This is a genomic window from Enterococcus sp. DIV1298c, from assembly GCF_017316315.1.
Taxonomy (GTDB): domain Bacteria; phylum Bacillota; class Bacilli; order Lactobacillales; family Enterococcaceae; genus Enterococcus_B; species Enterococcus_B mangumiae.
In genome coordinates this window covers 1-12,235 of the sequence record NZ_JAFLWG010000058.1, presented here as the reverse complement: position 1 = coordinate 12,235, position 12,235 = coordinate 1, and the positions used below count along the sequence as shown (strand labels likewise).

General features: G+C 38.4%; 12 protein-coding genes and 1 pseudogene. 12 read left to right on the top strand and 1 reads right to left on the bottom strand.

Annotation, left to right across the window (positions count from 1 at the left end):
- Positions 1–188, top strand: a 188-nt coding sequence (locus JZO83_RS12785) for a zinc ribbon domain-containing protein (protein ID WP_207115982.1), incomplete at its 5' end; no start/stop codon positions are given.
- A 190-nt stretch (positions 189–378) separates the two neighbouring features.
- Positions 379–2,928, top strand: a complete 2,550-nt coding sequence (locus JZO83_RS12780; RefSeq protein ID WP_207115981.1) for an HAD-IC family P-type ATPase — start codon at positions 379–381, stop codon at positions 2,926–2,928.
- A gap of 228 nt (positions 2,929–3,156) precedes the next feature.
- On the opposite strand, the gene JZO83_RS12775 is transcribed toward JZO83_RS12780, so the two are convergent.
- Positions 3,157–4,599, bottom strand: a complete 1,443-nt coding sequence (locus JZO83_RS12775; protein WP_207115980.1) for a helix-turn-helix domain-containing protein — start codon at positions 4,597–4,599, stop codon at positions 3,157–3,159.
- A 113-nt stretch (positions 4,600–4,712) separates the two neighbouring features.
- On the opposite strand from JZO83_RS12775, the gene JZO83_RS12770 reads away from it, so the two are divergent.
- The 10 genes and pseudogenes from JZO83_RS12770 to JZO83_RS12725 all read left to right on the top strand — a co-directional run.
- Positions 4,713–5,312, top strand: a complete 600-nt coding sequence (locus JZO83_RS12770) for an NUDIX hydrolase (protein ID WP_207115983.1) — start codon at positions 4,713–4,715, stop codon at positions 5,310–5,312.
- Between the two features lie 68 nt (positions 5,313–5,380).
- Positions 5,381–5,833, top strand: coding sequence for a MarR family transcriptional regulator (locus JZO83_RS12765; RefSeq protein ID WP_206855655.1), 453 nt, complete (start codon positions 5,381–5,383; stop codon positions 5,831–5,833).
- A gap of 13 nt (positions 5,834–5,846) precedes the next feature.
- A complete protein-coding gene (locus JZO83_RS12760; RefSeq protein ID WP_207115979.1) occupies positions 5,847–6,374 on the top strand; it encodes a GNAT family N-acetyltransferase in 528 nt (175 codons plus the stop codon).
- 3 nt (positions 6,375–6,377) lie between these two features.
- The gene (locus JZO83_RS12755; RefSeq protein ID WP_206855661.1) at positions 6,378–7,088 is read left to right on the top strand and encodes a B3/4 domain-containing protein; all 711 of its coding nucleotides are present in this window, start codon (positions 6,378–6,380) and stop codon (positions 7,086–7,088) included.
- Between the two features lie 197 nt (positions 7,089–7,285).
- Positions 7,286–7,696 carry a glyoxalase gene (locus JZO83_RS12750; protein WP_207115978.1) on the top strand — a complete coding sequence of 137 codons (411 nt, stop codon included), beginning with the start codon at positions 7,286–7,288 and terminating at the stop codon, positions 7,694–7,696.
- Positions 7,677–7,937 (top strand): hypothetical protein, encoded by a 261-nt coding sequence (locus JZO83_RS12745; protein WP_207115977.1) that lies wholly within the window; start codon positions 7,677–7,679, stop codon positions 7,935–7,937. The genes JZO83_RS12750 and JZO83_RS12745 overlap by 20 nt, the downstream gene beginning before the upstream one ends.
- A 226-nt stretch (positions 7,938–8,163) precedes the next feature.
- A complete protein-coding gene (locus tag JZO83_RS12740; RefSeq protein ID WP_206855667.1) occupies positions 8,164–9,474 on the top strand; it encodes an NCS2 family permease in 1,311 nt (436 codons plus the stop codon).
- 978 nt (positions 9,475–10,452) lie between these two features.
- A complete protein-coding gene (locus tag JZO83_RS12735) occupies positions 10,453–10,968 on the top strand; it encodes a hypothetical protein (protein WP_207115976.1) in 516 nt (171 codons plus the stop codon).
- A 358-nt stretch (positions 10,969–11,326) separates the two neighbouring features.
- The gene (locus JZO83_RS12730) at positions 11,327–11,929 is read left to right on the top strand and encodes a recombinase family protein (RefSeq protein ID WP_207115975.1); all 603 of its coding nucleotides are present in this window, start codon (positions 11,327–11,329) and stop codon (positions 11,927–11,929) included.
- A gap of 1 nt (position 11,930) precedes the next feature.
- A pseudogene (locus JZO83_RS12725) lies at positions 11,931–12,235 on the top strand (hypothetical protein); the annotation flags it as partial.

The following is a 12,235-nucleotide window of genomic DNA, read 5'->3' as shown; positions in this document are numbered from 1 at the left end:
AAGGAGTGTCGGGCATTGAATTCGTCGAAGCAGATCGATTCTATCCAAGTTCTAAATTGTGTTACGAATGCGGGCATAGGAAAGTGAACTTAAAACTAAGTGACCATATTTACCATTGTGAGAAATGCGGGTATACAGCGGATAGGGATTATAATGCCAGTCTGAATTTAGCGAGTTATAGTGCTTGATCTACGGATTTCTGTAGAAACGGAAAATAGGATTCGTTGTATCCGAATTGACGCCTGTGGAGTGTTAAAACAAACGAGAGTAGCAAGTATGAAGCAAAATCGGACACGCAGAAACAGGAAACAAACATTAATCTGACAACTTGAATAGTTGGTTAGAAATATTTATAGATTTTTGACAACGGGACTGCCGATGACGTGGTACAAAGAAACTGCTGAACAAACAATGAAAACATTAAAGACGACCAAAGACGGTCTTGCCAATCAAGAACGTACCAGTCGTTTAGAAATACAAGGACGAAATGAAATAGAAGTAAAAAAGAAAGTGAGTCCGCTTCGGAAGTTTTTGAAGCATTTTACGGATTTGTTGATGATCATCCTGATGGTCGCTTCCGTTTTGAAGTTTCTAACGGGTGATTATATTGAAGGTGGGATTATTTTACTTGTCGTAGTCATCAATAGTTTTGTTGGCTATTGGCAAGAACGAAAAGCAGAAGAGTCACTCAACGGGCTAAAAAGTCTGATGAGTCAAGACGCAGTGATTTTTTCTGAGGGAGTCAAAAAAAGTATCCCAGCAACCGAGATCGTGCAAGGGGATATCGTTAGTTTAAATGCCGGAGATGTCGTACCAGCCGATATCCGTTTAGTTGAAACATATGGCTTGATGATCGAAGAAGCTGCGTTGACCGGTGAGTCTGATGCGGTAGAGAAAATCAGTGATCCGTTAGGCGATGAATTAGGCGCAGGGGATCAGCTCAATATGGCTTTTTCTGGCACACTTGTCCAAGCTGGATCGGCGCTTGGTGTCGTCGTTGAAACAGGAAATACGACAGAGATCGGAAAAATCAATCAAGCGCTACAATCGGTCCAGCAACAAACAACACCTTTAGTTCGTAAGATCCATCAGTTGAATAAGCAAATTTTTAGAGGGATCGTTTTCCTGAGCTTATTCTTGATTTTCTTTACCTCATTTAGATATGGGTTAGAGTGGAACTTTCTGTTTTCAACGATCATTGCATTGATCGTTTCCATGATCCCAGAAGGCTTACCAGCCGTATTGACGATGATCTTGTCTCTTGGTGTCAATGAAATGGCGCAAGAACAAGCCATCATCAAAGGGCTACCTTCCGTTGAGACACTTGGCTCAATGACGGTGATCTGTTCAGATAAAACCGGTACATTGACTAAAAATGAAATGACGGTTGTTGAGACAATGACAGAAGATGAGACACGTTTACTTGAAATCATGAAAAACTGTCAGGAAGTACAAACAAAAGATGATCAAGTAGTGGCATCTTTGAGTGGCAATCCAACTGAACTGGCTTTATTACGTTACACAGCTGAAAAGAATCTTCCCCTAAGAGAGGCTCTTGCCAAACTACCATTTAGCTCCAGCTACAAATATATGGCAACGATGCATGAAGAACAGGACCATGCAGTAGTGTTTGTCAAAGGAGCGCCAGAAGTTTTATTATCAAAATCTTCCTTGTCACAGTCAGAGCAGCAACAATGGATCGACCAAGCATCGCAACTAGCGAAAAAAGGGCAGCGAGTGTTAGGCTTTGCTTATAAGCAAGTAGCGATCGATCAGGAGTTAGTCCATAACCAATTGGAACAGCTGACATTTGTCGGTATTGCAGGCATCATTGATCCACCAAAAGAGAGTGCCATCCAAGCAGTAAGAGAGTGTCAACAAGCTGGAATCTCAGTGAAAATGATTACCGGTGACCATAAAGACACGGCGCAAGCGATTGCGGATCAAATCGGATTGAAGCACACGAGCAACGTTCTTGAAGGAATCGATATCGATCGACTTTCTGACCAAGAGTTAGCGAAAAAAGTAAGAACAGTCGATGTCTTTGCTCGAACGACACCGGAGCATAAATTAAGGATCGTAGAAGCTTTGCAGAAAAATGGCGAAATCGTCGGGATGACTGGTGATGGTGTCAATGATGCTCCAGCATTGAAGCGTGCGGATGTCGGGATCGCTATGGGGATCAAAGGAAGTGAAGTCAGTAAACAAGCCGCAGATATGGTCTTGGGGGATGACAACTTCCATACGATCGCTAAAGCAGTCAAAGAAGGCCGTCGTATTTTAGACAATCTACAAAAAACGATCAGCTTTTTCTTACCAACTTCCTTAGCGCAAGGGTTAGTGATTATCTGGGCATTACTTGTGAACCAACCATTGCCTTTGACACCAGTCCAGATCTTATGGGTCAATATGGTCACGACGATCACGTTATCCTATGCTTTAGGATTTGAACAAGCAAGCAAAGATACCATGAGTCGTCCGCCGAGAGACCCTAACCAAGGGATCTTGACCAAGTATAATGTGTTCCGGATTTTCTACGTGTCCCTTTTGATCATTATCCCAGCTTACTGGTTGGCAATGCGTTTTGAAGGACAAGCGTTGCAACAAACCGTTCTTTTACAAAACATCGTTGCGGCCCAAGCAGTTTATATGATCAATTGTCGTGAGCAAGTCGATGCTTCATTGAATAAAGGTTTTTTCCAAAACAAATTCTTGTTTATTTCATTAGGTATTTTATTTGTACTCCAAACTGGCGTCATCTATCTGCCTTTCGCACAACAAGTCATTGAAACAACGAGCTTGAGTTTCAGCCAACATTTACCGATCCTGGCAAACGTACTTCTATTATTTACGATCGTAGAAGTCGAGAAGCGAATCAGTAAAACATGGATCAAAAGAAAAGAACAAGAAGCATTTGCGGGCAACTAAGAATCGTCGATCGTTCAATAGGTAAAACTAAACAGGCAGTCTTTCTCTATATTTCTGTAGAGAAGGACTGCCTGTTTTATTACTCAGTGTTAAACGCTTCTTTCACAACCTAGATAAACGGTGTTCAAGAAGCAACACTTCAATAATAAGCCAAAAAAATCAAAAATGAAAAAGCCATTTTCGATTTTTCTGTCTTATTATTCAGTGCTGAGCGCTTCTTTCACAACCTTACAAATAACTTCTAAATGTGAGTTCGGTCAATTGGTCGAGCTCATTTTTGGTTGGGATGGTGGAGATGTAGATGATTGGTATCGGGACTTGGTCGAGTGGGGTGTTCGAGACGAACAAGTCGTTTTTATGGAACGTTATATCGGAAAGTTGTGATAATTCTACTGGGATCAATTGCACTCGTTTGCCAAAATAATCATTTAACTCTTGTTGTAAAAAAGCTTTCCAAGAGGGTTCGCCTTGAAAGAAGAAATACAGGTTCAGCTTATTCGGACGAACGGATAGGATCGCTTGTTGGATCAAGAATGATAGAAGATGTAAAAAATATTCGTCTTCTTGAACAGGCAATTTTTGTTTCAATTGAGCAAGTAGTTCTTGTTTGAATGGATACAACTGTGGATAGTGTCGTTCATATTCTTCTAAGAAGTACTGGTACTGTAAATTCAACTGTTCGATCAAAATCGGTGATTCATGATATTTCAGCAGTAAAAGAATCAAGTTATCCGCAAGTTTCGTCTCGTTTAATTCTTCCAAATGCAAGGTATCAGCTAAATCTTGAACGAATTGTTTGATCTTGCCTGAAAAAGGATAACTTTGTAAGATATCTGCCACGGGTTCTTGGTATTGGTTATTGTAATTCCAGCTTTCTAAAAAGCAAAAGAAAGCAAAAATCAATTCATCTTTTTGTAAATAAACTCCTTCTAATTCATAAAGAGCAGTAAGTTCAGTAGTATAAACAGAGTAAAGGGCATCCTCAGGCTCAAAGAAAGAGTCATCGATCCGACAATTTGCTTTGACACGAATCGTGTTGATAAAAAACCAACATATCCCGAAAATCTCTTCTGTTTCAACAGAAAAAGGGGTTTGTTTCAGTCTTTTTAAAAAACGGAAATAATGCGTTTCATGAATGGAATAGTCTTCAAAAAAATAATTGTTATGGGTAAAGGGCATCAAAAGACGATGATAGAACAAGCGGATCGCATTTTCAGAACCGGTCATCGTGCTTGTATATTTTGTCAGCTTGATCTGTAACCCGTAAGGAACGAGTTGACGATTGACCTTTCTTGTATGGCGTTTCAACGTTTCATAAGAAAGTCCGTTGGCTGCTAAAAAATTTGTTGTCGAACATTCTTTCGTGAACAAAAGTTCCTTGATCAATTGCACACTGACGGATTGTTTTAGAAATAACTCCCATAGATCATTGGCAAGTAAATTTTTTTGATTGAGTAAACGGATCCCTGACTGATCACTATCGATCACCCAGCCTTCAGGTAATTGTGAACGGATCACTTGTAAATCGGAAAAAATCGTACGTTCCGTTGTATTGGTTTCTTCAGCAAGTTCATTGACGGTGATTTTAGGATGGTTTAACAGTAGTTCGATCAATGTGACTTGTCGTTGTAAATCTTTTTCAGTGATGATCTTGTGCATGAGCGAGTACATCAGACATCCCTCCTTCAAATCAAATTATAGCATAACCCTTGACGTGTATAAGCGGTTTCTTATAAATTTGACAATAGATAACAGAGAGATTTTATTGAAAGGTGTGAATGAAAATCAAAACAAAAGTCGAACAATACAAACGCTTATTAGCGATCGCAGAAGCCGGTCTATTCTATGGGAAAGATCGCTTTGACGAGGAGCGATACCAAGAATTGAAATCGATTGCTTTATCTTTATTGAGTGATGGCGAAAAGGAAATCGAAGAACAATTGACTTTTATTTTAGAGAAAAATGAAGGCTATCCAACACCCAAAGTCGATGTACGTGCGTTTATTAAACAAGAAAATAAGATCTTACTGGTGGAAGATCATCACACAAAAGAATGGGCCTTACCAGGTGGATTTGCAGAAATTGGCTATTCGCCAAAGGAAAATATCGAAAAAGAGGTCAAAGAAGAAACTGGGCTAACGGTGAGGGTGGATCAGCTGCTTGCTATTTTTGATACAAATGCCCGAAAAGATCTCCCGCAAGCATTTCAATACTATAAAGTCATATTCGGTTGTTCGGTTATCGAAGGTTCTTTTGTCGCGAATAACGAAACTTCAAATAGCGCTTTTTTTGCATTAGATGATTTACCTGCCCTTTCCCAAAAACGGACGACAGAAGAACAACTTACCATCTTAGCTAACGGGATTTTACCTTATTTTGATTGATTGAGCTATTTTTGTTGCAAATGCAACAAAAATAAGTACAATAGAAGTACGACCGAAGGAGAGAGAAGATGGCAGAAATCATTAGAGAGATCGGGGCGATTGCCCGAGCGTTAGATTCGATCAGTAATATTGAGTTCAAAGAGGTTGCGCTGACAAGAGGACAGTATCTTTATCTCGTGAGGATTTGTGAAAATCCGGGAATCATTCAAGAAAAAATAGCAGAAATGCTCAAAGTTGATCGTACGACAACTGCCCGAGCATTAAAGAAGCTGGAAAGCAATGGACTGATTCGACGAGTGACTGATGAACAGAACAAGAAAAACAAAAGGTGTTATCCGACAGAGCAAGGAGAAGCACTCTATCCGATGATTATTCGAGAACATCATTATTCTACACAGGTCGCTTTGGCTGGTTTGTCTGAAGAAGAAATCAAGCAGTTGGAAAGATTATTGACACATGTAAGAAAAAATATTAGTGAAGACTGGAATTATGTGAAAAAAGGCAATAAGCGCCTGTATTGAGAGGGATGTTTTAGTGGAGAAACTAGAGATCAGACCGATTGCGCAGAGTGAAGCGACACTGCTTCAAGCAATCAGTATCGAAACGTACACAGATACGTTTGGTGAATATAATACGCAGGCAGATATGGCTGCCTATCTTGCAGAAGCTTATGACGTCCAACGATTGTCAAAAGAATTGATCAATCCAGAGTCTGCTTTTTTCTGGGCACTAGAGCATGAAGAAATTGTAGGCTATCTAAAACTGAATACTGGGAAGGCACAATCTGAAGAAATGCCTGAGGATCATTTAGAAATCGAACGGATCTATGTTCGGCCTCCTTATAAGAAAAAAGGGATTGGCACACATTTGATGAATTGGGCATTGAATCAGGCAAAATTACAGGAAAAAGCAGCTGTGTGGTTAGGCGTGTGGGAACACAATGAGCCAGCTCAAGCTTTTTATCGGAAACATGGCTTCATCCGCCAAGGACAACACGTGTTTTATATGGGCGATGATGCACAGATCGATCATATCCTAGTAAAAAAAATCAATGAGGTGTAACGAATGAAAAAATTTATAGTAGATCCATCTTTTTGGGAAGTCTTCCCGAAAGCTACGATCGAAATTTTAACTGTGGAAGGCATCAACAATCAAGTGGTTGAAGAAAACGAAGGAGAGTATTATGAGCGCTTGAACAACGCTGCTAAAGAAGCAAGAAATTATTTAACAGAAGAACCCTTCAGTCAAAATGAAGTAGTCGCTCAATGGCGTCAAGCATTTACACAGTTCAAAACAAAAAAAGGCGCACGTTCATCGATCGAAGCACTGCTAAAAAGAGCTAGTCAAAGTCGTGAATTTTTCCCAATCAATCCATTAGTTGATATTTATAATAGTATCTCTTTACGCTTTGGCGTGCCCTGTGGCGGAGAAGATCTAGCAAAAATCGCCGGTGATCTTCATTTAGGAAAAGCACAAGGTGGAGAAAGCTTCCTGCCTTTAGGCGCAGAAGTAGACGCTCCTGCATTACCAGAAGAAATCATCTACTATGATCATGAAGGTGCAATCTGCCGTTGCTTTAACTGGCGTGAAGCACAGCGAACGATGCTAACAGAAGAAACAACGAATGCTGTGTTGGTGATTGAAGCAGTCAACGAACAACAAGCGGAAGTTGCCAAAAAAGCAATGGCTGCTTTACAAGAGGACATTGAACGGACATTTGGTGTGACGAGCAATAGACAAACAGTGACGCAAGAACAACCAGAAATCACTTTGTAAGTGGAGGAAGCACCCGCTATCTTCAAATTAGGTAAACTTGAAGATAGCGGGTGCTTTTTTTCTTGATAGGGTTCACATGAAAATGAGTAACATTCGCACGATCTTCCTCTACTTACATAGAAGTCAGTTCCACTAAGTGTGTTTCCGCTTTCGTGCTATAATGAAAACAAGCTTTTATTTAGAGGAGGCGTTGTCAAATGATCCATAAATCTCGTGTCATGCTATATGTCGAAGATGTCGCATTAGTCAGTCGATTTTTCGTTGAGCAGTTAAAGGCAGAAATAGTTGAAACACTGGAATTACCGGAAGAATACCAAAGTATCGTCTTGCGTGTATCACAAGAGTTTGAGCTGGCTATTTTCCCTCGGACATTCGTTGAACGATTCTCACCAGAAGTATTAGGCCCACCACCGTCTATGATTTTCTTTACCGATAAGTTTGAAGAGTTTTATGAACAAATCGAAACAGCTGGTGAGATTTTGGAGAATAATGGCTTGTTGACGTTTAACTTTTCCGATCCAGAAGGAAATTTTTTTGTGATTGCCAAATTAGAATCGACAGAAAAAGTAGAGGAAAGGGAGGCAGAAGATGAAAGTCTCAATCACTGAAACACTAGAAGATTATTTCAAAAAGCAACGAATCAAAAAGAGTGATAAATTGAGAATGAAGAATTTGAAATCTGGGAAAGATCCTACCGAAGGATGGAATAAAATGGTCGATACAGGATTAGGTGGGTTAAATTCTTTGGATTATCGTGGGAAAGGGAGTAATTTACCAATCAGCCAAATCGATAATCAAAAATTTCGTGCGGAAGAACAAAAGCGAATCGGGAAAGAAACGCATAAATAGCGGTCTCTCCACCTGTTGTGTACTTAGTTTTATTTGTTAGTAATCGAAACATTCTTCTCTAAATGAAAGCGGAATAGCTAAACGCCAATGTTCGGATTTTTAATTAAATCCGAATTTTTTGTTTACTTATTTCTTGATTTGGGATAACATTAAACACGTTGTTTTATTAATAAATCTAATATAGTAAGAACTTTTTTATAAATGTTCGGTTTTAGGGGGATGGATGATGAAGGGAAAAATACTTTCCTACTTCGAGATTGACGCACTGAATACCACAGTGAAACGGGAGATATTGGCTGGTTTTACAACATTTATCTCTATGGCATATATCTTATTTGTCAATCCAACAGTGCTTGGAGCTTCAGGAATGGATGAAGGAGCAGTATTTACTGCAACTGCATTAGCGAGTGCGATCGGTTGTATTTTGATGGGTGTCGTGGCACGCTACCCAATTGGCACAGCGCCTGCGTTAGGAATCAATGCCTTTTTTGCTTACTCAGTCTGTTTAGGTATGGGGATTCCATGGGAAACAGCGTTAGCAGGGGTGTTTGTTGCTTCATTGATTTTTATTTTGATCACTATTTTTAAATTGCGTGAAATGATCATTGATGCCATTCCAACAGACTTAAAGTTTGCGATCTCAGGTGGGATCGGCTTATTTATTGCTTTTCTAGGATTGAGTGAAGGTGGATTGATCGTTGCGAATGAATCGACCCTTGTTGGCTTGGGTTCATTGAGTGTTGGTTCTACTTGGCTGACGATTTTTGGGTTGGTTGTCACAGCAATTTTATTAGTCCGACGCGTACCAGGCGGTATTTTTATCGGCATGGTGGCAACAACGATTTTAGGGCTAGTCACTGGACTGATTCCTATGCCTTCACAGCTTGTAGCAGCAGCACCGAGCTTGAAACCTACATTCTTAGTAGCATTGAAACACATCGGTGATATCAATAGCTTACAAATGTGGGTAGTCGTCTTGACGTTCTTGTTAGTGACATTCTTTGATACAGCTGGAACTTTGGTTGGTCTAGCAAACCAAGCTGGTTTCATGCAAGATAACAAAATGCCACGTGTTGGGAAGGCATTGGCTTCGGATTCTACTGCGATGTTAGCTGGTTCATTGTTAGGTACATCGCCAGTCGGGGCTTTTGTTGAGTCATCCGCAGGAATCGCCGTCGGTGGCCGTTCTGGCTTAACTGCGATCACCACAGGGATCTTATTCTTGTTCGGCTTGTTTTTCTCTCCATTATTATCAGTGGTGACTTCTCAAGTCACTGCACCTGCACTGATTTTAGTCGGGGTGTTGATGGCACAATCATTACGTCAGATCGAATGGGGAAAAATGGAGATTGCCATTCCTGCATTCTTGATCTTGATCGGTATGCCATTGACTTATAGTATCTCAGATGGGATTGCATTAGGCTTTATCTTTTATCCAATCACCATGCTAGCAGCAAAACGTGGCAAAGAAGTTTCGCCGATCATGTATGCTTTGTTCTTTGTCTTTATAGGGTTTATGTGGATCTTGAATGTTTAATTTGATTTAGGTGGAACTTGAGTATTCATTCGATTTTAAAGAGTGTGGGACAGTCCAGTCGTCCTTTCTCGAAAATAAAAAACGAGTCTGATTTTGATGTGTTTTTGTCAAAATTGGACTTGTTTTTAGTTATATACACACTTTTTATCCATGTGTTTCCCTAATTTCCTTAGATCTAGTACTATGAGCGCCAATCTGATATCACTCGCCCGTGTAAGTAAAAACGTTAGCACACCAAGTGAGCCTTTAGATGACCGATCACTGGTTCGACGAGGTTGTGACAGAATTGTTTTGACCTGAGCAGTAAGGTAGAAAATTGCTTTTTATATTTGACAATTTTTTAGCTTAATGTTGAAGGATCTGGTTTGCAAACACCGTTTATTTGGTTTTAAGGTATGAAACAAAAATGAATTTTATTTTTTGTCCCACCCGCAAATCGAACCGTTGAAAAATAATGACTAGAATATGACGACATGAAATTAATCGATCTTTACGATAATAAAAGTTTAAAATATATGTGATCTTTTGAATACACTGATAAAAACTTTGCTAATTACGTAGCAGCAATCCCTCGTTTTAAGTTTATACGATTAGTCGAATTATTTAGTGATGAGGTAGTTCTAACGACGATTGCAAATTTCCTTGACTACGTACCTTATCAAAATTGATTAGAAAAATTCGTCCTAGCTTGGTTGCTAAACAGATGAAAGAAGATATTGTAAAACAAGTGATGATAATTGATCAATACAAAGACGACAAATATATTTAATATTATAATTATGTTAACTCGATAGATGATATTTGCTTGTCTAGTTATTTTAATGTGTTTTTTTAAGTTATTATATATAAAATAATATCTTTTAATAGGTTTGTTAAGCAAAAATGTCATTAAAACGGCATGTTTTGATTAATTTATTTTTTGCTCTACAAGTATGTTATTGTAATGATTGTAACAAATACAATTTGAGGAGTGGAAAAATGAAAAAGAAAATTACTGTTTTAGTTCTTAGTTCTTGCATGTTATTATCCACGTTGGTTCCAAGTAGTGTTGCATGTGCAGAAGAATTTATTGATGAGTCAACTGTAGTGAAGACTGTACATACTCCAGAGATGCCCCCTGGAGTTTACGCTGAAGTACATGAAGATGGAAGTATTTCTGTTGTAAAGACAGACTCCATGCTCAAAGCTAATGTATCTCGATGGGGTAGTTCAATCTACACGAACGTTGCAGTTTCTACTGGTGTAGCAACTAATGCAATTAATACAGCATTTTATTCAGGACTTGGTTCAGTATTGGGAATTTTTGGGGTAGTACCTATGTGGGCATTACAATCACTATTAAATGCGGTTGGTTGGTCTAACATGGGATCTAAACCTGGTGCGTCGGTCGCTAAACTTTGGGATAAGAATAAAAATGGGTGGATTGGATTCTATTTCCAAAGAGGTTACGATGCTGCTGGCAAAGAAGTGGCTACTAGGTATAGCACACTTTAATATATGAAATTAAAAAAATTTACTGAAGACCACCCATATTTAACCGTAATCTATTCGGGATTAATTGCAAGTGCATTTTGGATTACTGTTGAATATATCGTTAATCGAGACTTCAGACCTAGTGGTATTTATAGTCTAATATTTTATTATGTAATTGGATTATCTTCAGTAAAATTTAAGTCCAGAAAAAAATGAGTACTGAAAACCCAAAAATCATTAATTAATTGTTTAGTCCAACAGGGGATACCCTGTTGGTCTTTTTATGTATTCGTGATATACTTGGATTTTTAAGAGGTCAACTAAGTTGGGCAACAGGTTTTCAAAAATTTTCAAAATTTTTCGTGGGGGAGAATTTTTTATGGCAAAAATTGGTTATGCAAGAGTAAGTAGATTGGATCAGAATTTAAATCGACAATTAGAGCTTTTATCTGACTGTGATAAAATTTTTACTGATAAGTTAAGTGGAAAAGATACAAATCGAGTAGCGTTCCAAGAGATGATGAAATCTATTCGTGAAGACGATATTGTTGTAGTAACTGAATTAAAACGACTTGGACGTAATAATAAAGAATTAATGGAAACAATGAACTTGATCCAGATGAAAAAGGCAACATTTGAAGTCTTAAATCTACCAGCTTTAAGTGGGATCACTGATGATAACCTACGTCGCTTACTAAACGACTTGATTATTGAGTTATACAAGTATCAGGCAGAGGACGAACGTAAGTATATACTTGAAACTCAGAGACAAGGAATTGCACTTGCTAAAGCAAAAGGAAAATACAAAGGAGGAAAACCAAAGTACAGAGAAAATGATCCACGCCTTCAATTAGCATTCAAATTATTTTTGGAGGGATGTACAGATAAAGAAGTCGAGCAACAAACAGGAATTAACAGAAGGACCTTTAGAAGATATCGTACGAAATATGGTATTACAACTGAGTTGCGAAAGAGAGAATGATATGAAAATAGTAAATATAGAAGCTAAGATTAAGATGTTTAATTTACTTTGTTGGTTGGTGTATTTTTTACAGAACGGTATGAGTATTGACAATATGAAGAACTTTGTTCTTTTGACTACTATTTTGTATGTGATTTTTTTTATATTAAAATATATGATATTCAAATTTAAACGGAATAAAAATCAATTGAAAGTAATTTATGATTTAGAAGAGATTGATACAAAAGATAGTGCAGAGTATTTTGCAAATTTATTGAATCAGAATTTAACTTTTTTTTTAAATGGGGAATGGGGAACTGGAAAAAC